18 protein-coding genes and 1 pseudogene are annotated in these 21,545 nt (G+C 59.8%); all 19 read right to left on the reverse strand.

The window, feature by feature from the left end; genetic code table 11:
• Positions 1–16: 16 nt before the first annotated feature.
• The 19 genes and pseudogenes from JW799_RS01080 to JW799_RS01175 all read right to left on the reverse strand — a co-directional run bounded on the left by JW799_RS01080 (position 17) and on the right by JW799_RS01175 (position 21,465).
• Entirely contained in the window at positions 17–997 is a 981-nt protein-coding gene (locus JW799_RS01080) for an ABC transporter permease (protein ID WP_338026195.1), read from the reverse strand.
• Entirely contained in the window at positions 990–2,489 is a 1,500-nt protein-coding gene (locus JW799_RS01085) for a sugar ABC transporter ATP-binding protein (RefSeq protein WP_281256508.1), read from the reverse strand. The genes JW799_RS01080 and JW799_RS01085 overlap by 8 nt, the downstream gene beginning before the upstream one ends.
• A gap of 83 nt (positions 2,490–2,572) precedes the next feature.
• On the reverse strand, positions 2,573–3,244 hold the full coding sequence (locus tag JW799_RS01090) for a GntR family transcriptional regulator (protein WP_080836526.1): 672 nt from the start codon (positions 3,242–3,244) through the stop codon (positions 2,573–2,575).
• Positions 3,245–3,576: 332 nt separating this feature from the next.
• Positions 3,577–5,283 carry a methyl-accepting chemotaxis protein gene (locus tag JW799_RS01095; protein WP_205428312.1) on the reverse strand — a complete coding sequence of 569 codons (1,707 nt, stop codon included), beginning with the start codon at positions 5,281–5,283 and terminating at the stop codon, positions 3,577–3,579.
• A gap of 55 nt (positions 5,284–5,338) precedes the next feature.
• On the reverse strand, positions 5,339–6,766 hold the full coding sequence (locus tag JW799_RS01100) for an APC family permease (RefSeq protein ID WP_205428313.1): 1,428 nt from the start codon (positions 6,764–6,766) through the stop codon (positions 5,339–5,341).
• A gap of 77 nt (positions 6,767–6,843) precedes the next feature.
• Positions 6,844–7,935 carry a Glu/Leu/Phe/Val family dehydrogenase gene (locus tag JW799_RS01105; RefSeq protein WP_205428314.1) on the reverse strand — a complete coding sequence of 364 codons (1,092 nt, stop codon included), beginning with the start codon at positions 7,933–7,935 and terminating at the stop codon, positions 6,844–6,846.
• A gap of 3 nt (positions 7,936–7,938) precedes the next feature.
• On the reverse strand, positions 7,939–9,348 hold the full coding sequence (locus JW799_RS01110) for an MFS transporter (RefSeq protein ID WP_205428315.1): 1,410 nt from the start codon (positions 9,346–9,348) through the stop codon (positions 7,939–7,941).
• 49 nt (positions 9,349–9,397) lie between these two features.
• Positions 9,398–9,754 carry an ACT domain-containing protein gene (locus JW799_RS01115; RefSeq protein WP_205428316.1) on the reverse strand — a complete coding sequence of 119 codons (357 nt, stop codon included), beginning with the start codon at positions 9,752–9,754 and terminating at the stop codon, positions 9,398–9,400.
• A gap of 4 nt (positions 9,755–9,758) precedes the next feature.
• On the reverse strand, positions 9,759–11,216 hold the full coding sequence (locus tag JW799_RS01120) for an NAD-dependent succinate-semialdehyde dehydrogenase (RefSeq protein WP_205428317.1): 1,458 nt from the start codon (positions 11,214–11,216) through the stop codon (positions 9,759–9,761).
• Between the two features lie 61 nt (positions 11,217–11,277).
• Positions 11,278–12,636, reverse strand: a complete 1,359-nt coding sequence (locus tag JW799_RS01125; RefSeq protein WP_205428319.1) for a glutamine synthetase family protein — start codon at positions 12,634–12,636, stop codon at positions 11,278–11,280.
• Between the two features lie 34 nt (positions 12,637–12,670).
• Entirely contained in the window at positions 12,671–13,432 is a 762-nt protein-coding gene (locus JW799_RS01130; protein WP_205428321.1) for an SDR family NAD(P)-dependent oxidoreductase, read from the reverse strand.
• A complete protein-coding gene (locus JW799_RS01135; protein WP_205428322.1) occupies positions 13,416–14,513 on the reverse strand; it encodes a M20 family metallopeptidase in 1,098 nt (365 codons plus the stop codon). Before JW799_RS01135 ends, JW799_RS01130 begins: the two co-directional genes overlap by 17 nt.
• 291 nt (positions 14,514–14,804) lie before the next feature.
• A complete protein-coding gene (locus tag JW799_RS01140) occupies positions 14,805–16,871 on the reverse strand; it encodes a sigma-54 interaction domain-containing protein (RefSeq protein ID WP_205428324.1) in 2,067 nt (688 codons plus the stop codon).
• A 4-nt stretch (positions 16,872–16,875) separates the two neighbouring features.
• A pseudogene (locus tag JW799_RS01150) lies at positions 16,876–18,211 on the reverse strand (RNA polymerase factor sigma-54); the annotation flags it as partial.
• A 200-nt stretch (positions 18,212–18,411) separates the two neighbouring features.
• On the reverse strand, positions 18,412–18,972 hold the full coding sequence (locus JW799_RS01155) for a peroxiredoxin (protein ID WP_080836502.1): 561 nt from the start codon (positions 18,970–18,972) through the stop codon (positions 18,412–18,414).
• A 54-nt stretch (positions 18,973–19,026) separates the two neighbouring features.
• Positions 19,027–19,272, reverse strand: a complete 246-nt coding sequence (locus JW799_RS01160) for a glutaredoxin family protein (protein ID WP_205428330.1) — start codon at positions 19,270–19,272, stop codon at positions 19,027–19,029.
• Positions 19,273–19,287: 15 nt separating this feature from the next.
• Positions 19,288–20,238 carry a thioredoxin-disulfide reductase gene (gene trxB / locus JW799_RS01165; RefSeq protein ID WP_205428332.1) on the reverse strand — a complete coding sequence of 317 codons (951 nt, stop codon included), beginning with the start codon at positions 20,236–20,238 and terminating at the stop codon, positions 19,288–19,290.
• Positions 20,239–20,389: 151 nt separating this feature from the next.
• A complete protein-coding gene (locus JW799_RS01170; protein WP_205428334.1) occupies positions 20,390–21,094 on the reverse strand; it encodes a winged helix-turn-helix transcriptional regulator in 705 nt (234 codons plus the stop codon).
• A complete protein-coding gene (locus JW799_RS01175; protein ID WP_205428336.1) occupies positions 21,067–21,465 on the reverse strand; it encodes a Fur family transcriptional regulator in 399 nt (132 codons plus the stop codon). The genes JW799_RS01170 and JW799_RS01175 overlap by 28 nt, the downstream gene beginning before the upstream one ends.
• Positions 21,466–21,545 lie beyond the last annotated feature (80 nt).

Genomic DNA, 21,545 nt, shown 5'->3' on the forward strand with positions numbered 1-21,545 from the left:
CCTCCGATTCTGGAGGTTAAGCGCGCTTTGCCCGTTGATCCAGAATGACCGCTCCCGCGATGATGACGCCCTTGATGATTTGCTGCCAATAGGAGGATACGTCGAGCAAATTCAACCCGTTGTTGATGACGCCGATAATGAGGACGCCGACGATCGTGCCGAGCATCGAGCCCCGCCCGCCGAACAGGCTCGTCCCGCCGATGACGACGGCGGCGATCGCGTCCAGCTCGTAGCCCATGCCGCTGTTCGGCTGTCCGGAGCTGATCCGCGAAGCGAGCAGTACGCCGGCAAGGCCGGCCAGCAGGCCGTTGATGACGTACACCCAGATTTTGACCCGGCTGACCCGGATTCCGGAAATGTGGGCCGCGTTTTCATTGCCGCCGACGGCAAATATATAGCGCCCGAACTTCGTTTTGTAGAGGATGATGCTCATGATGACGGTTACGAGGATGAACAAAACGACCGGGAACGGGATGGGGCCGAGATAGCCTTGGCCGAGAAATTTAAAGGAAGGAGAATCGATGACGATGGGACGTCCGTTCGTATAAATGAGCGCAATGCCCCGGGCGATCGTCATCATGGCGAGCGTGGCGACGAAGGGCGCGACGTTGAGCTTGGCGCTCATCGTGCCGCTGACCCCGCCGAGCGCGCCGCTTGCCAGCATGCCCGCGAGCAAAGCCACGATCGCCAGATCGGGATTATAGCTTACGATGCTAGCGGCGATGACGGCCGATACGGCCATCATCGAGCCGATGGACAAGTCGATGCCTGCCGTCAAAATAACGAACGTCATGCCGACGGCCAATATGCCGTTGATGGAGACTTGCCTCAGCACGTTCATCAGGTTCGTAAAGGTAAGGAAGGCGTCGGAAACGATGCTGAGGACGATGACGGCAAGCAGCAGAATGCCGATGAGGCCGTATTTGCGGAGCATGTCGGCCGGAATTCCGCCTCCGCCGGGCGGGGGCTGGCGTTTTAAGGAAAGACCGTTAAGCAATCCGCTCACCTCCGATGGCGCAGGCGAGAATTTGCTCCTGCGTCGCTTGTCCGCCCTGGAACTCGCCCTTGATTCTGCCTTGCCCCATGACCAAAATCCGGTCGCTCATCCCGATCACTTCGGGCAATTCCGATGAAACCATAATGATGGCCAACCCCTCTTTCGCCAGACTTGACATCAGTTTGTAAATTTCCGCTTTCGCTCCGACATCGATGCCTCGCGTCGGCTCGTCGAGAATGAGCACCTTGGGCCTCGTCATCAGCCATTTGGCGATGACGACCTTCTGTTGGTTGCCGCCGCTCAAATTTTGCACGTCCTGGTCGATGTCGCGCATTTTGATGCGGATTTTGCCGGTCATCTCCTCGACGTTGCGAACTTCGTTTTTGGCCGACAGGAACGGGCTTCCTCCGGAAATCGGCATGCTGGCCAGCGTCATGTTCTCGCGGATCGACCGGCAGAGCACGAGCCCGAGCTCCTTGCGGTCCTCCGTCACCATCGCAAGACCTTGGCGAATGGCGTCGGTCGGGTGCTTGATCGCGACCGGCTTCCCTTCCAGCCGCACCTCTCCGCCGTCCAGCCGGTCGATGCCGAACATCGCCCGCATCACTTCGCTGCGACCCGCTCCCATCAGGCCGGCGATGCCGAGAATTTCGCCCGCTCGGACCTGGAACGAAATGTCCTCGAACGCGGAATGCCGCCTTAAGCCCACCGCCTCCAGCACGACGTCGCCCCGGGTTGCCGCCTCCTTCGGATAGATCGCGTCCAGGGGACGCCCGACCATCATGGAAATGAGCCGGTCGGCGTCGAGGTTCGCGATGTCCTCCGAGCCGACGTACTCGCCGTCCCGAAGCACGGTTACGCGGTCGGTCTTGGAGAAAATCTCCTCCATCCGGTGGGAAATGTAAACGATCGGGACGCCTTTTTGCTTCAGATTGTCCATCGTCCGAAAAAGCGTTTTCACTTCGCTCTCCGACAGGGCCGACGTCGGCTCGTCCATAATGATCAGCTTGGCCCGGTACGATACCGCTTTGATGATTTCCAGCATCTGCTTTTCGGCGACGCTCAGGCGCCCGACCGATTGACCCGGCTCCAGCGGAAAATCGAACTCGTCCAGCAGCTCCCGGGTTTGGCGATAGAGCTCCTTGCGATTCAGAAAAATCCCGCCGCGCACCGGCTCCCGCCCGAGAAAAATATTTTCCGCGACCGTCATTTCCGGAATCGGATTGAGCTCCTGATGAATCATCGCGATGCCGAGGCCGAGCGCCGTCTGCGGCGAATCGATTTTGACGGGGTGCCCGTCGAAGACGATTTCGCCTTCGTCGGGCTTCACCAGACCGGTCAATATTTTCATCAACGTCGACTTGCCCGCCCCGTTCTCGCCCATTAACGCATGCACTTCGCCCCGGCGAACTTCGAGGGATACCCGGTTTAACGCCTTCACGCCGAAAAAGGCTTTGGATATGCCCGTCATTTTTAAAACCGCGTCTCCCACTTATGCCCCTCCCTCTTCAACGAAATGGCAGGCTTCCCTTCCGATCCGCCAGGCGCCCGGAGGATCGGCGGAAGCGCGCCCGCTCAAAACCAGAGCGTCTCTCCGTCCTCCCAATGCTTGTCCTCGTCCAGCTCGATGAATTCGCGGTACGAGCGGTAAATGTGCTTGCGCATGATTTTTTCCGCATTGTCGGGATTCCGCTCCTTGAGCGCCTCGATCAGCTCGAGATGCTGCTCGACTTCTTTTTCTTTGGTCGAATTCGAGCCGAGAATCCGGTTCACGAGCGAAATCTGGAACGAGATCGATTCGTAGGTATGGATCAGCCGCGCGTGATTGGACAGCTTGATGATCGACTGGTGAATGAACAGCGAGTCGGGCAGCAGCGTTTCGACGGAATCGTCGTCCAGCTTCGCCTTCATTTCCGAGTAAAAGCTCTCCAGGTCGTCGATCGCCGCCTGCGGCGCGATCTGGGTCGCGATGCGGATGGCCAGCCCCTCGATGGCCGCCCGAAGCGAATAGATTTCGAACACGTCGCTCCGCTGCAGTTCGTTCACGACCGGCCCTTTGTTCGGCACGATCGTCACGACGCCTTCTCCGGCCAGGATGTGCATCGCCTCCCGGACCGGCGTCTGGCTGATGCCGAGCTCGCGGGCAAACTTCGTTTCGACGATTCGGTCTCCCGGATTCAACTCCCCGCTTAAAATCAGCTGCTTGAAATATTCGACCAGATCGTGGCTGATGTTCTGCTTGTCCATAAAGGGCGGCCTCGTAACGATAGGCTTCACTCCTTATCACCTTCCCGTATTGGTTTGCCGTTCGGCATCTTTAGGGATGTCATATTCTCTTACACCATATTCTATAATCTATATTATATATTATATATAATCTTGGCAAGACCGAATTTTTTATTTTTATTCCCGAAGCTCCGTTTTCTCGTTTTCGGGAACTTGTCTTCCGGTCAAGCGCTCCGCAAAGCGCAGCAAAGACGATGGGGCACCCGCATGTCGGGAGCCTTCATCGTCTTTGCCTTTGCGCTATCGCCTTAACCTGCGGTAAAGTCAAACCTGAAAACGGGATACGAGCCGGGTCAGCTCGGCGGACATTTCGTTAAGCTTGTCCGCCGACTCCGCCATAGCCCCAGGCGGAGCATCTGCTCCTCCGTCCCCGCCGCCATCCGGGCCGCTCCGTCGGCGGAAACTTTCGCGATTGCGGCCAACTGCTGCACGGAAGCCGCCACCTCTTCGGACCCCGCCGACATCTGTTCCGTAATGGCGGACATATCCTCGGTCTGCGCGGATACGTCGCGGATCGCATCGAAGATGCCGTCAAACACCTCGCTGCTCTCTCTCGTCACCTGCATGCCGCCGTTTACCTCCTCAAGGCCCTGCCGCATCAAATGAACCGCTTCGCCGATTTCATGCGCAATCTGCGACGTGATGCTGGCGATGTCCCCGGCGGCGCTGGCGGACTGGTCGGCCAGCTTGCGGACTTCTCCCGAGACGACGGCAAAGCCCTTGCCGGCTTCGCCTGCGCGGGCGGCTTCGATGGCCGCATTCAGCGCGAGGAGTTCGGTCTGGGACGCGATGTCCGAAATCCCTTTTACGATATTCCCGATCTGGCGCGAACGCTCGTCGAGCATCCGGACGATATCGGACGATTCGTTGACGCTCCGGCTGATGCCGGTCATTTGCCGGACGACTCGCTCGATCGCATTTTGGCCTTCGCCCGCGTTTTCCTTCATCCCGCCGGCAGCCTCCATAACCTGGCCCGCAAGCCGCGCGATGTCCTGGATGCCTTGCGCCATCTCCTCCATCACCCGCGCGCTTTCGCCGGCCGCCTGGTTTTGGGCCTGCGCTCCGCCCAGCACCTCGCGGATAATCGCTGCATTCCGCTCGTAGTCGTTTTTGTCGCTGCGCACCCGATCGGCCAGATCGCGGGAAGCGTCCGCTGCCAGCACCGCCTTTTCCTGTACGCCCTTTATGATGCTTCGCATTTCTCCGACCATTTCCGAAAACTTGACGTTCAGTTCCCCGAAATCGTCCTTCCGGTCGGTTCGCAGCGACACGTCCAGCCGGCCCTCGCTCACTTGTCCGATCGCCGCGAACAGCTCTCTGACCGGGGCGAGCGTGCGCCTCGTGAGGAAGAACTGGACGATCATCATGCCGAGCAGCGCGGCCGCCATCACAAGCAGCGACAACGTCTGAATCCGGCGGGCGTTCTCGCGGATGAGGGAGGCGCTCATATCGACTCCCAGTACGGCCGCGACGTTGCCTTCCTCGTCCAGCACAGGCTCGACGATGCTGATCCAGTCCCCGTATTGATCCTTGTAAATCGGGGTCTGCGACGCTTTCTTCGTCGCGACCACCGTATCGATCGCCTGTTGAACCGCCTCCGGATTTTCGTAGGTCGTCCCCGAAACGAGTCCCGCTTCCGCGATATGATCGGGCGTGGCGATTACTGTAACCTCTCCGTTCGCGTTGGTCGCGGCGGAAAAAAGATAAGCCTGGGCGACATTCGGATTGACCGCCGAAATGGTCGTCAGGCGCTCTGTCAGACGGCGTACCGGCTCGCGGTCCAAGCCGGGCTCCGCGATCGCCTTCGCAACGTCCTCCGCATTCAGCGGCAGCAGGGCCATGGCGGCAATCCCGTAGGCTTGCTCGTACAAATAGTCGGTCGTCATCCGCTTCTGCATCGCCACTCCCGACGCCGTCAGCACGGCGCCGACGATCGCGATGCTCAGGAAGGAAATCAGCAGGTTTTTTGCAAAAAAAGTTAAACGAATAGACTTCGCCATTTCGGACGTCCTCTCCCCGAATCCGATTCCGCTTGACCGCGTGTCTGACGGACGATCAAACGTCGCCCAGTACGGGCGGCACCTCTTTATAACCTTTGGACTTGACAAAGCCGTAGACGACTCCGATCGCCAGCCAGGCGAAGCCGATATACAGAGTCTTCGAATCGAAGCCGCTCCAGATGAAGGCGATGACCGAGAAGCCGATCAGCGGCGAGATCAGATACCGGAAGGCGTCGAAGCCGCTTCTTTGCTTTTTGCGAAAGAAAAAGTGCGTCACGACGGCAAGATTCAGCAGCATGTAAGTCGTCATGGCCCCGAAGTTGACGAGCCTGGCCAGGAAATCCAGCGAAAGAAACAAGGCGACGAGGATCGACACCGCCCCGACGAACAGGGTGGCATTGGCCGGGGTCTTGAACTTCGGATGAACCTTGGCCAGGAAACCGGAAAAAGGAAGCATTTTGTCCCGGCTCATCGAGAAGATGACGCGGGAGATGGCGGATTGGACGGTCAGCGCGTTGGCGATGCCGACCGAGACGACGCCGACGACGATAAAGGCGTAATACAGACCGTCGCCGCCTACCTCGCGCATGATGTCGAAATACCCCATTCCCGGGTCGAGATCGCCGTATTCGGGATGCGCCAGCGAGGCCATATAGGATTGCATGAGAAACAGCATGCCGATGAGCGCCAGCGAAGCGACGACGGACCGTCCGACCGTGCGGGTCGGATTTCGGGTTTCTTCGGACAGGGTGCTGATGCTGTCGAACCCGATAAACCCGAGCACCGCGATGGAAGCGGCCGTGGCGATAAGCTGCAGGTCGATTTTGCCCGGCTGATAAAACGGCGCGATGGAGAAATGGCCCATGCCGTTTCCGTCGATCAGGACGTATTTGAGCGCGCACAGGACAAAGATGGCGATCAGACCGAGCTGGCAGATCAGGAACAGATAGCTCGCCCATCGGGTCAGAGAGATGCCCCTGGCATTGACGATCGTGATAATGAGCGTAAAGACGAGGATCATCAACCCGTTCGGAACGCCGGGCAATGCGGCAGACAGCCAAAGATTGGAGAAAGCGATCAGCATTCCCGGGATAATCAGATAGTCCATAATAATAATCCAGCCGGTCAGAAACCCGATATGCGGATTCATTCCCCGCTGCACGAACGAGTACGCCGAGCCCGCGATCGGAAATTCCTTGCTCATGGAAGCGTAGCTCATCGCGGTAAAGATCATGGCGACGACGCCGACCAGATAGACGAGCGGAGCCATGCCGCCGCTGGCTATGGAGGCGGAGGCATATACCTGCGTCGGCGCGATCGGCAGCATCGTGATCAGGCCGAATACGACGAGATCCTTGAATGTTAGCGTTCGCTTCAACTCTTGGGCGTACCCGGTCGCCGAATCCCCTTCGGAAAGCCGGGACGAATCGGAAATCGGACGAATCGGAAGAGCGTTTTCCCTCGATTTGGATACTTCGGACATATACAGCGCCTCTCCTTCTCCTTCTATTTGTTGCCTGTCTCCCGTTCATGGTCGGTTCCCGCCGGGGGCAAGCCTGGTTATCGTCTGCCGAGCGCGTTCAGTTCTTCCCGCACGAAAATGCCTTTCGCGCTGCGAATCGCGGCGATCCGTTCTTCGGCAAGCCTGGCGGCCGCCTGATCGGTCGGGATTCCCAACTCCTTCGAAATGGAAAAAATGCGGGCGATGCCGAATCGAATCTCCTCGATCTTCCGGAAAGCGCGCTCCCGATTGTAGCCGTTCAGCTCGTCGGCGATGTTGATGACGCCGCCGGCATTGAGCACGTAATCCGGCGCATAAGCGATGCCAAGCTCGTACAGCATGCGGCCGTGGCGTTCTTCCTGCAATTGGTTGTTGGCAGACCCCGCGACGATTTTGGCTTTAAGCCGGGGAATCGTCTCATCGTTGATCGTGGCTCCGAGCGCGCAAGGCGCGTAGATATCGCATGCCGCATCGTAAATATCGGCCGGATCCACCGCCTTCGCCCCGAATTCCTCGACCGCCCGGCGAACCTGATGCTCGTTAATATCGCAGACGACGAGCCTCGCGCCCTCCTCGCGCAAATAGCGGCACAGGTGGTAGGCGACATTCCCGACGCCTTGAACCGCGACGACCTTGCCCTCAAGCCGGTCGGAGCCGAAAACCTCGTGCGCCGCGGCCTTCATCCCGTGGTAGACGCCGAACGCCGTAGCCGGCGAAGGATTGCCGGACGAGCCGAAGGTCGGCGAGACGCCGGTGACATAGCTCGTTTCCAGACGGATCGTGTCCATATCCTCGACCGTCGTTCCGACGTCCTCGGCCGTTATATACCGCCCTCCCAAACCTTGAATATAGCGGCCGAAAGCGCGGAACATCGCCTCGCTTTTGTCCCGGCGGGGATCCCCGATGATGACCGCCTTGCCGCCCCCTAGATCGAGTCCGGATACGGCATGCTTGTACGTCATCCCCTTCGCGAGGCGGAGCACGTCCTCAAGCGCTTCGTCCTCGCTCGCGTAATTCCACATCCTTGTGCCGCCGAGCGCAGGTCCCAGCGTCGTATCGTGAATGGCGATGATCGCCTTCAGTCCCGAACGCCTGTCCTGGCAGAACAGCACCTGCTCGTAATCGTCCAACTCCATGCGTTCGAAAATCATTGTTCAATCCCTCCTGTACAAGTTGAACCAACCGCGCCCGGCCAGCGCGGCCAGCGCCGCCATCGCGCAAGCGAACGCCGCGGTAGCGGCCGTCAGCCCGATCCATGACGTCGCATAGCCAAGACCGAGAACCGGAACGGCGACGCCGAGATACGTCATCGCGTAAAAAACGGAGACGAGATCGCCCCTCATGCCGTCGGGAGCCGCCGCATTGACGGCCGCCAGACTCGCGGCGTACAGCGGACCGTGACCGAGACCGACGCAAACGGTGGACAGCATCAGCATCCAAAGCGTCGGATGCGACAACGCGACGATGAGCAGCGCCAATCCGGCCGCGATGCAGCCGAAGCCGATCATGACCCCTCTCAGAGGAGACAGAAACCGCAGAAGGGGCTGGCTCGCCGCCGAAACGCCCATCGCCAGGGCGGCCGCGACGCCTGCGGCCGACAGGCTGGACCTTCCCGTCCATGCCTCCATCGAAGATGGAATCACCGACATGTACAAGCTGATCACTCCCCAGGCGATGAAGGACGTCAGCGCCGCCGGATAGAAGGCGGGCTTCGCCTGCGCCGGAACCGCGGGCCAGCGCAGGCGATTCGCTTTCTGCCCGGCACCGTCCGGGCCGATGCGGACGAACAGCAAACCGGCAAAGCCGGGCAATGTCAGCAGAATATGAACGAAATAAGGCAGCTGCGTCGGCAGAGGACCGTATTGCGCCAAAGCGCCGCCCAAGACCGGTCCGAGCGCGTTGCCCGCCGTGACCGCGATCGCCGCCGCATAGGCCGCCTTGCTGCGGCTTCGCTCCCGGTGCAAAATCGTCATCGCCGCAATCGCCACGCCATTGAACATGCCGGCCGACAACCCTTGAAACAACCGCGCGACCAGCAACGGCGGCAGACCGTCCGCCAGCGCCAGGAAGAGCGAGCCCAGCATCGCGGAGATCAGGCCGCCGATCAGAATGCCGCGCGATCCGAGCCGGTCCGATAACTGGCCGAACAGCACGATGGAGGGGATAACCGCAAAGGCGTAGGCCGCATAGACGAGCGTTACCGTCCCGGGCGTCAGCGCCCACATCTGCTTGTATACCGCATACAGCGGAGAAGCCACATTAATTCCTAAAATCGCGACGAACAAGCTGTAGGCGACAATCCAATAAGCGGCGGAGCCGCTTCGTGCCGCCTTTGCCCGGATTCGCACGACATCCTTCAGCCCTTCCAGCCCCGCAAGCAACGAGTCCAACCGTTCTTGCTCGCCGCAGCAGGCGTCGAGCTTCAGGCGCGCATGACCGGGATTGCGCGAGCGCACGACGATCACGCGCTCGATGTTGCAGCCGAACGAAGCGATCACTTGCGAGATGGCCGCCAACGCCCCCGGCCGGTTGCGTACGATCGCGCGAATCGTGAGCGTTGCCATGTGTATCCCCTCCTGTACATCGATCCGGGCGGCAGGCCCCGGCCCTTTTTCAACCGCAGCCTGTATCGGCCCCGCTTCGGGAACCGCTGTGCTCCGACAGGCCCACGCCGTCGCCGGGCGCGCCGCCTTCGGGTTCGCCGGCGTCTTTTTCTTCCGCGCCGAGCACCGAGATGAGCTTGCGCAGCCGTTCGCGAAGCAGCCGGCAGTCGCGCGCCGACAGCTTCACGCCCAGATCCAGTCTAAAGACGCCCGGTTCGGCCGCGGGCTGCAATTCCATGCTTACGAGCGCGATGCCGCTGCGGTTCAGCACTCCGACGATTCGCAGCAAAGCGTCCGGGGAGTTGCGGAACACCACTCTGAGCGCGCGGGCGGCCGCCTGTTCATCCGGGAGACGGTATCCGGTCATATGCTCACTCCGTCGTCAGGGCAACGTACTTCAGCACCGTGTATTCCTCAAGCCCCTGACGGCCGCCTTCCCTGCCGATGCCGCTCTCCTTCACCCCGCCGAACGGAGCCTGCGGGTAGGCGAGCGAAGTTCCGTTAACGCCGATGTTGCCTGTTTTCAATACCCGAATCATGCGGTGAATGCGCGCGAAATTCTGCGTATATACATAAGCAGCAAGTCCGTAGTCGGTGTCGTTGGCGGCCGCCACGACCTCCTCCTCCGTTCGAAACGCCAGCACCGGCGCGACCGGACCGAAGATCTCCTCGCGCGCGATGTCCATCTCTCCCGTGACCCCGGCAATCAGCGTAGGCGCATAGAAGTAGCCGTCCGCATACGGTTCCGCCTGCAGCCGGCGGCCGCCCGCCAGCAATTCGCCGCCCTTGGCGACGGCGTCGCCGACAAGACGCTCGACCTTGGCGAGCGCAGCGCCGCTGATCAGCGGACCTACATCCGCGCCTTCGGACAAGCCCGGGCCCGTCCGAAGACGGCGCACGCGGGAGAGCAGGGCGGCGACGAAGGCATCGCGGATGTCCTCGTGAACATAAATCCGATTGATGCCGTTGCATACCTGACCGCAGTTTTCGAACTTGTTCGCGACAATGTCGGCAGCCGCTTTTTCCGGATCGGCATCCGGGAAGACGATGACCGGCGAGTTGCCGCCCAGCTCCAGCGACACCTTTTTAACCGTCCGGGCGGCCTGCTCCATGAGCAGCTTCCCGATGCGGGTCGACCCGGTAAACGAAATTTTTCGGATCGCCGGATGGGCCATCAAACGGGCGCCGATGCGGGCCGCTTCGCCCGTGACCAGATTGGCCGCTCCGGCCGGGATGCCGGTCGCCATCAAATGGTCGAACAAGGCGATGGCGGTAAGCGGCGTCGTCTCGGCCGGCTTTAAGACGAGGGTGCAGCCGGCCGCCAGAGCGGGAGCGACCTTGCGAGCCACGGTCGCCGCCGGGAAATTCATCGGCGTGATCAGGCCGACGACGCCGGCCGCCTCCCGGTATACGAGCAGTTGCTGCCCCTCGTTGGAGGCGGGGATAATTTCGCCGTAAGCCCGCTTTCCTTCTTCCGCATACCAGCGGATGATCGCCGCCGCGCCCGCGATCTCGCCGCGCGACTCGACGAGCGGCTTGCCTTGCTCGAGGGTCAGCAAGCTGGCGAGCTCCTCCGAATGGTCGAGCAGGCGCTGCGCCCATTCGTTCAGATAACCCGCTCGAACGCCCGCCGGCAGCCGCGACCACGAATCGAATGCCTGCCCGGCGCTTTCTATCGCGCGATCGACGGCTTCGTCCTCCAGATCGGGCACCCGGGCGATCGTCCTTCCGGTTGCCGGATTTTCCACTTCCATTGCCGCCGTGCCTTGAACCCGTTCTCCGCCGATCCAGTTGCAACTGTATCGATCCAGCTCTATTGGCGTTTTCATTCGTGCTCCTCCTTCGCCGGCCGCGGCGTCTGCGCGCGATCGGCCCGCGTCCTTCTGCGGCTTAAATGAATTCGAAATACTTCTTGCGCTCCCAGTCCGTGACCGCCTTGGAGAAATCGTCGATCTCGAGCTTCGCGGCTTGCAGATAATGATTGACGACCGCGTCGCCGAGCAGCGACCTGGCCGCCTCGCTTCGTTCGAGATTGTCGCGGGCCTCCATCAGGCTGGACGGGAGAAGCGGAACCGCCTGGGTTCCCGCGTTGCCCTTGACCGGCGCCGGAATGTCGATCCGGTTTTTGATGCCGTACAGGCCGGAGGCGAGCATGGCCGTCAGCACGAGATAATGATTCGCGTCGGCTCCGGGCACGCGGTTCTCGAATCGGGCCGATCGGCCTTTGCCGTCGAAGCGGAAGGACGTGCTGCGATTGTCGATGCCCCAGCTTATCGTGTTGGGCGCGCCAGAACCGAAGTCCGCAAGACGCTTATACGAATTGATATAAGGGGCGTAAAACAGCATCATTTCCGGCGCGAGCGCCATCATGCCGCCCAGGAAATAACGGCCCGTTTCCGATAGTCCGCATTCCCCCTCGGGATCGGACAGCAGGTTGGTTTCGCCTTCCGAATCCCACAGGCTGATATGGGTATGGCCGCTGCTGCCGGAATCTCCGGCGTCCTGCTTCGCCATAAACGTCGCCATCAGCCCGTTCAGCGCCGCCATCTCCTTGATTCCGTTTTTGTATATGGCCGTCCGGTCCGCCATCTCCAGCGCCTCCGCATACCGGACGTTCAACTCGATTTGTCCCTTGCCCCATTCGCCCTTCAACGCCTCGATCGGCACGCCCGCCGCCTCCAGGTTCTCGACGAGCATGCCGAGAAACCCGTGATCGACCGTCAGCCGGTAAATGGAATAGTCGATCGGATATTCGAACAACGGCTTCAGGTCCGTAAAGTTTTTGGCGCGGACGGTCTCCGAAGTTTCCTTGAATACGTAAAATTCGATCTCCGATGCCGCAAAGGCTTTTATGCCCATCGAGGCCGCCTCGGCAATTTGTTTTTTCAACATATTGCGCGGCGCTACGGCAACCTCCGAACCGTCCTTTTCATACGTGTCCGAAAGCACGAACGCCGTTTTGGGCGACCACGGATACGGCCGCAGCGTCGTCAGATCCGGCACCGTCTTTATATCGTGCACCCCGGTATCCCAGTTGCAATAGTCGAATGCGCCGAAGTTAAGGCTCACATCCCAGGCAAAATTCAAGGCGCACGTATGGATGCCGTCTTTGGCCTCCTCGAGAAAATAAGAGACGGGCACTCTTTTGCCGAACAGCTTCCCCTGCATATCGACCGCCGCGATCACCACCGAGCGAATCTCCCCGCCTTCCGCCATTCGCGCCAGCTGCGCCAAATCCAATCTGCTCATGTTCGGTTCTCCCTCTTTTCTGTTGCGTGTGCGGTTAATGAATCGTCCAGCCGCCGTCTACAAACACGGTCGTGCCCGTTACATATTCGGATTCGGGCTGCGCCAGAAACAGCACGGCATTGGCGATATCGTCGGGCACCGCGATCCGACCCGCCGGAATGCGTTCAAGCACCCAGGCCTTAACGTCCGGATTCTCCAGTCCCTTCGCCGTGAACGGCGTTTCGACGACGCCTGGCGCAACGGCGTTGACCGTAATTCCGTAACGGGCCAGTTCGAGCGCCATCGCCTTTGTCAAAAGGTTCAGGCCGCCTTTGGAGGAATTGTAGTGCGGCTGGCAGTGTCCGCTGCTCGAAACGATGCGATGGGCCTCAACGGAGGTGATATTGACGATTCTGCCTTTGACGCCCGCCTCGATCATCGCCTTGGCGGCCGCCTGGGAGCAGAGGAACGGCGCCTTCAGATTGACGTTGTGAACCTTGTCCCACTCCTCCTCGGAGAGTTCCAGAAATTCCGTAAACGCGACGATGCCGGCATTGTTGACCAAAATATCGAGTCCGCCGAACGTTTCGACCGTCGTCCGGATCATCCGCTCCACATCGGCTTTTCGAGTCACGTCGGCCAGGACGACTGCCGCATTCGCCGGTTCGGGCGCAAGCTCCGCCGTCTGCCGCGCGCCCTCTTCCGAGATATCCGCGATGACGACTTTCGCTCCTTCCTTCAGAAAACGCAGCGCAATCGAACGTCCGTTGCCGGATCCCGCTCCCGTGACAATGACGACCTTATCCTTGAATTTCATGCCTATCATCCTTTGCTTGTTTAATGAATTGCTTCAGAATTTGCTTGTAGCGGCCAAGGGACGGAATGTCCGCATATTCGCCGGGGCCGTGGTGATGGGCGCCCGCCGGTCCGAACTCGACGGCCGGAATGCCATGCAGAGCGTAAAACCGGGTATCGGCAGAGCCGTCTTGTCCGAAAAAGGAAGTTCCGGCGATGGCCTGCAGTTTTCGGACGAGCTTGTGCTCCGCCGTCGTGTCGACCGGGTAGCCGTGAAAATGGACCTTGATCTCGGCGTCGGGCAGCGCCTGCCGGATCATCCGAAGCAGGTCGTCCGCCTTCTGGCCGGGCAAATAACGGATATCGACGCCGAACGTACAGCGGTCCGGCACCTGATTGAACACCGTACCTGCCTGAATTTTGGCGAGATTGAGCGACGGACGTTCGAAGTAAGGCGTGCTCTCTTCGAATATTCGCATCGAAGCGATTTTCTCGTAGTGCCGCAGCGCTTCGAGTATCGCGTTTTTGCCGAGCCAAGGCCGGCTTCCGTGGGCGGCGACGCCCGTCGCCTCGACGACGAGCTGGAGAATGCCTTTGGCTTGCAGCGCGATGTTCAGATCCGTCGGCTCCCCGCAGATGGCGATATCTCCTACCTCTCCCTGCTCGACCAGATAGCCCGTCCCCCTCTCGCCCCCGCTCTCTTCGTCGGGCACGAGCGCAAGCTTGACGGTGCAATCCGGCACGTCCTTCGCCAGTTCCGTCATCAGCACCATCATGCTGGCGACGGCTCCCAGCATGTCATAGCTGCCCCGGCCGTACAGTCTGCCGTTTTCCACGCGAGGCGCGAAGTCGTCGGGCTCTCCGGGCACGACGTCCAGGTGGCCGTTCAGCATGATGACGGGCAACCCCGATCCGACGGAGGCCACTACGCTTTTCAGGCCTTGATTCTCGTAAACTTTAACGTTCACACCCCCTTGTTCCAACCAGTCCGCGCAATAATCGGCGCATGCGTTGATCCGCTCGGGCGTCGTCGTTTCGAACCGGATCAGATGGCTGGCCAGAGCGGCGATTCGCTCTTCGTCCAGTCCGAGTGGCATTGTCATATTCAGCTGATGTCACCTCTCGTCTTTAAAAATGCCTGCACCATTATTCAAGCAAGAATCGTGCCAACGCATTGAAACGCAATCTTTTTTGTCAAAAAACGCGGATTATCGCGCTTCATTCCCGCCCCGCAACCTTTCTTCCAAAATAACGGGCTCTTTCCGTCCCGCTTCGCCCCTTCGCCTTCCTCCCATTAATCCCGTTTTATCTCATTTATCCTGTTTGTCCCGTTTATTAAGGGAACAAAAAAATGCCTTTTGAAGATTCAAAGGCATCTTTGGCTTCCGCCGTCATTATCGACTGTTCAGCAGCTCGTACCCTTTTCTGGTCAAACGGCAGCCCCCCCGGCCGATGCGAACCTCCACCAGCCCCCGCCGGTTCAGAACGCCGATCCAATGCCGCATTTGACTTTCGGCAATCAGCAAGCCTTCGCTCTCCGCAAGCTTGATGAGGTTCCGTCTTCCCGCAGGGCGGCCTGCCAATTGCGCTTTCAGGATCAACTCGAGAATCGCGCGTTCGAGTCGGCCTTCCTCCATGTAAGCGGCCGGAACCGCCCTCGCGTCCGGGGCCGGACGCGCGACCGTCCCGATGGGCGCAGCGTCTCCGGCAGGCTGTTCGATGGCGAACGGAAGCTCCTCTACGGAAAATTCTCCCTCGCTCATAATCATCATGTATTCGATCGTATTCTCCAGTTCTCTAATATTTCCCGGCCACTCGTAACAGGCCAGCGCCGCCATGAAGCCGGGGCCCGGCTCGCGGTCGACGCCCCTTCTTTCCAGAAAGAAGCGGACGAGCGGCGGAATATCCGCCTTTCTCTCGCGGAGCGGCGGAATCTCGATATGAAGCACTTTCAGACGATAATACAAATCCTCCCGAAACCGGCCTTCCTTGACCATCTGATATAAATCGCGATTGGTGGCCGCGATAATCCGCACGTCGACTGGAAGCACCTTCGTCCCGCCCACCTTCATAATTTCCTTCTGCTGCAGCACGCGAAGCAGCCTTGTCTGGAGAGCGGGGCTGATGTCTCCGATCTCGTCGAGGAAAATCGTTCCCCGGTGCGCCTGCTCGAACAGCCCCGGCTTGCCTCCCCGCCGCGCGCCCGTGAACGCGCCGTCTTCATAGCCGAACAGCTCCGACTCCAGCAGATTCTCGGAGAGCGCGCTGCAATTGACCGCGATAAAGGGAAAAGAGGCGCGCGGGGAATGATTGTGAATCGAGTGGGCGAACAATTCCTTTCCCGTTCCGTTTTCGCCGAGAATCAGCACGCTAAGCTCGCTTTCCGCCATCTTCCGGGCTCTTGCGATGATGCGGAGCATTTGTTCGGAAGAAGTCACGATGTCGCGGAACGAAAATTTGGCCGCGTGTCCCTTGTCCCGCAGCTGGGTGCGCAGCTTGAGCTCCAGCTCCTCGACCTTCTGGGCGATCTTGAAGATGAGGACGCTCTCCGAATGGCCTCCTCGTCCGAGAATGCGCATATTGTTGACAATGACGGCCTGCTTGCCCACCGTGAGCAGCCGATCCTTCAGTTCCTCGGGAGAATCCAGCAACGCGCGGTCAAGGCCGTGGCCGCCAAACAGTTCGCCGATCGTTCGGCCGGCCCACGACGGTGCCGGTTCCCCGAAGATTTCCTCCGCCGTCCGGTTGACGAACGTGATCGAGCCTCCCTCGTCGTACGTCACCACCCCGTCCTGCACCATATTCAGCGTTTCCTCGAACAAATTTTTGGCGTCGATCAGCCGGTGCATCGTTTGCTGCAAGCCTTGGCTGAGCGATACGATCCGCTCTCCGTACTCGTCCAGCAGCTTGCGGGTCTCGTGATTCAGCAGATTGAAGCGGGTCAGAATTTCGACAATCGTGCTGACGTCCACCACGCGCGGCCCGATATCGATCGTTTCCTTGACCGAGTCCGGGATAAGATGCGCTTCGCCCGGCGTAATGGCAGCGGAGACATCGTAAATGTCCGGCACGCCAGGGTAGTAGGGCAGCAGGTCCACTTGCCTGAGACCGGACTCGTAAAGCAGCGAGATCGTTTCGACGACCGAGTCGCGCTCGTCGTTGACGACCAAGTAACGGTTGCCCGGCGGCAGCTTGCGGATCAATTCCCATCCCGCTCGGGTCAGCGTGCGCTTGATGATCAGCACGTCGGTGAGCTTGGCGCCGCTGTGCAAGGGAGGGTGACGGGTAAAAAGGATATGCGAGCTGAACAGGACGAGATCCATCTCTTCGCCCTCGTGCCAGTCCGTAACCGGATACGGATAAAAAGTCATATAGGCGCCCAACAGCTCGTCCAGCTGCCTGCAAAGCATGGACCCCGTTTCCCGCGTCCCCGCGATCACCGCGATGCGGATGTTTTCCAACTTCTCACCCTCCTCTCAAATGCTGCCTCTGGGAGGTCTTGCCGATGCCAAGCTCCTCCCGGTATTTGGCGACCGTCCTCCGCGCGACCGCGATGCCCTCCGCGGCAAGAAGATCGGACAGGGCCTGGTCGGACAACGGCTTATTTCGGTCTTCGCAGCCGATCAGCCGCTTGATTTTCCCTTTGACCGCATCCTGCGACGATTCGCCGGAGATGCTGCGCAGGCTGGACGAGAAAAAGCTCTTAAGCGCCAGCACCCCCGGTCGGTCAAAACGTATTTGCTTTGAACGGCCCGGCTCACCGTCGACTCGTGCAGCTCCAACGAACGCGCGATATCCTGAAGAGACAGCGGCCTCAGATGACCGGGGCCCCGGCCCAGAAATTCCTCCTGCCGCACGACAATCTCTCCGATGACGCGAAGAAGGGTTTGTTCCCGCTGTTCGATGCTCCCGATAAATTGCGCGGCGGCCCGTCGGCACTCCTGCAGATAGGTTCGTACCGAACGGGAAACGCCGTTCGTCCGCAGCATGGAGGCGTAGCCGTCCGCGATGACGAGCCGGGGATAAGCCCCGGCATGGAGATAAACGGCATATCCCGTCTGCCGCCGAACAATGACGGCGTCGGGAACGATATAAGACGTCCGCTCCCGCGCAAACCGGGCTCCGGGGCGGGGATCCAGCCCCGGACGAGGCGAATCGCATCCCGGAGCCGTTCGGCCGGCGCCTTCAATTTCGCGGCGATTTTCCCGATATTTCCCTCGCTCAGATCCGTCAGGCAGCTCTCGACAAGCCGCTCGGCCAATTCATTCCTTTGTTCCAGCCGTCCGAGCTGAAGAAGCAGGCAGTCGCGAAGTCCGTACGCCCCGACGCCCGCCGGCTCGAAGCTTCGCACTGCGACGAGCGCCTTCTCCACTTCGGTCTCCGGCATCCGGAGCGCATGCGCCATGTCCGCCACCGTCATCGTCAAATAGCCGGCATCCGTCAAATTTCCGATAATAAAAGCGGCGGCCCGATACAGGACGGAACGCCGATCGACCGAAAAATTCAGTTGTTCCGTCAGCACGGCCTCCAGACTGTCGCCCGGGCCCGCCTGCGCTCCCCACTCCTCGAAGCCGGCGGTTCGCGTCCTCCCCCCCGGATCCCGGCGGTCAAAATAGCCGTCAAAGCCCGAAAGGTCGTTCCCGCCGGCCGCTTCTTCCAGCATCGGATTGTTCCAAAGTTGTTCGTAAATCAGCGATGTCAACTCTTCTGACGAACATTGAAGGACTTGGAGGCTTTGTCTCATCCCGGCGCTCAAAGACAGCTTCATCGCCTGCGACTGGACTAGGTTTGCGCCTGTCATCAAGATTGCCACCCTCTGGATTCGTTATATGCGTTATGTTTAGTAACAAAGATATAACGCGTCATCGGAACTGTCAACAAACATTCAATGCCTATACGCAAAAAAACGCCCTCTGCTTGGCATGATTAGCCAGGCAAAGGGCGTTCTTTCGTTGCGGAAAATGGGGCCCGCTAAGGACGGACTGTTGCAGCGCGCCGCTCTTACAGCGTCTTCTGACCGGGCTTCCAGTTGACCGGGCACAGGCCGCCGGATTGCAGCGCCTGCAAAATGCGCAGCGTCTCGTCGACGCTGCGGCCGACGTTCATGTCGGTGACGACCTGGTAGCGCAGCACGCCTTCCGGATCGACGATGAACAGACCGCGGTGCGCGGCGCCGGACGCGTCGTCGAGAATGCCGTAGGCATGGGCGACTTCCTTCGTGAAGTCGGACGCGATCGGGAAGCGGATGTCGCCGATGCCGCCGGCGTCGCGCGGCGTCTGGATCCAGGCGCGGTGCGTATGCACGCTGTCGACCGAAGCGCCGACGATTTCGCAGTTCAGCTCTTTGAATTGGTCGTAAGCGTCGCTGAAGCCGACGATTTCGGTCGGGCAAACGAACGTGAAGTCATACGGCCAGAAGAAGAAGACGAGCCATTTGCCGCGGTAATCTTCCAGGGAGACCGTTTCTTCGAGCGTCTCCATGTTTTTGGTCGAAAGCAGCTTGAACGAAGGGGCGGGCGTGCCGACTTTGGCGAACGGATATTGTACGGTATGCAAGGTCATGATGTCATCCTCCTAAGATGAAAGTGTATAGTTGCAATCAAGGCCGACTGGTCCTCAGGCTTTCAGTTCTTCCAGCGCGCGGGTCAGTTCGGTTTGGTTGAAGCCCAAAATTTTGCGCTCGCCGATGACGGTGACCGGCACCGACCGCATGCCCGAATTCCACAGTTCTTCGGCATACTTCTCGTCGAGGTCGATGTTGCGCTCCTCGAAGGCGACGTTTTGCTCGGCCAAAAACGACTTTACTTTTTTGCAATAGACGCAGTGCGTGCTCGTGTAAATGATAACGGTCGGGTTCGACATGGCGGGTTCCTCCTTTTAGTTAACGGCTGCGGCTTGCGCCTCGGCTTCCGCGGTTTCCAAAAAACGTTCGCAATCGAGGGCGGCCATGCAGCCGGTTCCGGCGGCGCTGATCGCCTGGCGGTACTTGTTGTCCTGGACGTCGCCGCAAGCGAACACGCCCGGAATATTCGTTTCCGTCGAGCCCGGCTTGACGACCAGATAGCCGACCTCGTCGGTTTCCAGTTGACCGTCCAGAAATTTCGTGTTCGGGTTGTGGCCGATCGCGACGAAGACGCCTTCGGCTTCGATCAGCTCTTCCTCTCCCGTCTCGTTGTTGCGAACCTTCAGGCCTTTCACGCCGGTTTCGCTCGCCACGACCTCAAGCGGGGTGCGGTTCAAGCTCCAGCTGATCTTCTCGTTTTGGCGCGCCCGGTCCTGCATGATCTTCGAGGCGCGCAGTTCGTTGCGGCGGTTCACCAGCACGACTTCCGAAGCGAAGCGCGTCAGGAAATTCGCTTCCTCCATCGCGGAGTCTCCCCCGCCGACGACGATGATTTTTTTGCCCCGGTAGAAAAATCCGTCGCATGTCGCGCACGTGCTGACGCCGCGGCCGACGTTGTCCCTCTCGCCGGGAATGCCCAGGTACTTGGCCGACGCGCCGGTGGAAACGATGATGCTTTCCGCCTGCAGCTCGCCCATTCCTTCGACGGTTACGGCGAACGGACGTTTGGACAGGTCCGTTTTCGTCACCCATCCGCGGATGAACTCGGCGCCGAACCGTTCGGCCTGCTTGCGCATGTTGTCCATCAGCTCCGGCCCCATGATCCCTTCCGGGAAGCCGGGGAAGTTTTCAACCTCCGTCGTCGTCGTCAGCTGGCCGCCAGGCTCGGGCCCTTCGATGACGAGCGGGTTCAAATTCGCTCTTGCCAAGTAGATTGCCGCCGTCAGCCCCGCAGGGCCCGTGCCGATAATAATCGTTTTCCGCATGAACTCCACTCCTTATTATATTTAGATTAAGTATAAGCGATGTCTACAAAAATAGCATATCATCCGCCGGTCGACCTTTCATGAAGATGGAATGAAGACATCATGAAGGTTTCATGAAACGGCGCCGGGCGGCGATATGCCTTCTGTTTTTTCAGTCGGCGATGCGGTATCCGATGCCCCTGACCGTCAAAATGTAGCCGGGATTGCGGGGATCGTCGCCGAGCTTTTTGCGCAAGCTTTTAATATGGACGTCGATCGAATTACTGCCCCCGAAATAGGTTTCGCCCCAGATCGATTCCATCAGCCCCTGCCGCGACATAACCCCGTCGGCCGAAAGAAGCGCCTTGAGCAAATCGTACTCCATGCGCGTGAGCTCGATTTTTTGGCTGCCTTTGTGCACGGTCATTTTTTTCAGGTCCATCCGGATGTCCCGAAACGCGAGCATATCCGCCAGCTCCGTGCTGGACACCGGCTCGCGGCTTTCGACCAAAATCTGAATGCGTTCGACCGCCGTCTCGAGCGGACCGGGCCACGGGTGGACATACGCGGCGTTCGGGGGAGCCTCCGACCGGTCCCCGACCAAGTACAGGACCGATCCGGCCGGCGGCGGCGCCTCGTTTCCGTCCGTCTCGAGCGGTGCCACCGTGCGGTCGACGATCATCAGGTCGGGATGAAGGCTCGCAAGCAGCGGCTCCCGCTCATGGTGAAACACGAGCACGTCGTAGCATTTTTCCGTCAGTTCCGAAACGAGCCCCTGCAGCCTTCCGGGAAACGGACTGATGATGACGATCCGCCGCGTCGTTTCGCAGTATGCTCCATAGGGCCCGTTTACTTGTTCGGTCTCGAGGTTTTGCATTCCGCGCACACTCCCTTGAACAAAAATTGCTCCTCGGTTATGTCGTAGCCCGTCTCGACCTCGATTCGCTTCAGCCATTCCGCGGGCGTTTCCGTCATCACCTCGTCCACCCGCCCGCAGGACGTGCACACGATATGATGGTGGTCTTCCGTCCGGGCATCGTAACGGCTCGCGTCGCCCTGAAGCTTCAGTTCGCGAATGAGCCCTTCGTCGGTCAAAAAGCGGAGCGAATTGTATACGGTGGCATAGGCGACGCTTCGGCCGTCCGCTTTGAGCCGGTCGATAATGTCCGCGGCCGTCGGATGGTCGTGCGAGTCGTTGATGATATCGAGCACAAGCTTGCGCGGCGCAGTCAATCCTTTTCTCGTCATGGACTGCCCCTCCTTTGATAATTATACTTAGTCTAAAATTATATCAAAAAAGGGGGTTTGTCAAACGTTTGGGCAGATTT

The sequence above is a fragment of the Cohnella algarum genome (genome assembly GCF_016937515.1).
GTDB classification, from domain to species: domain Bacteria; phylum Bacillota; class Bacilli; order Paenibacillales; family Paenibacillaceae; genus Cohnella; species Cohnella algarum.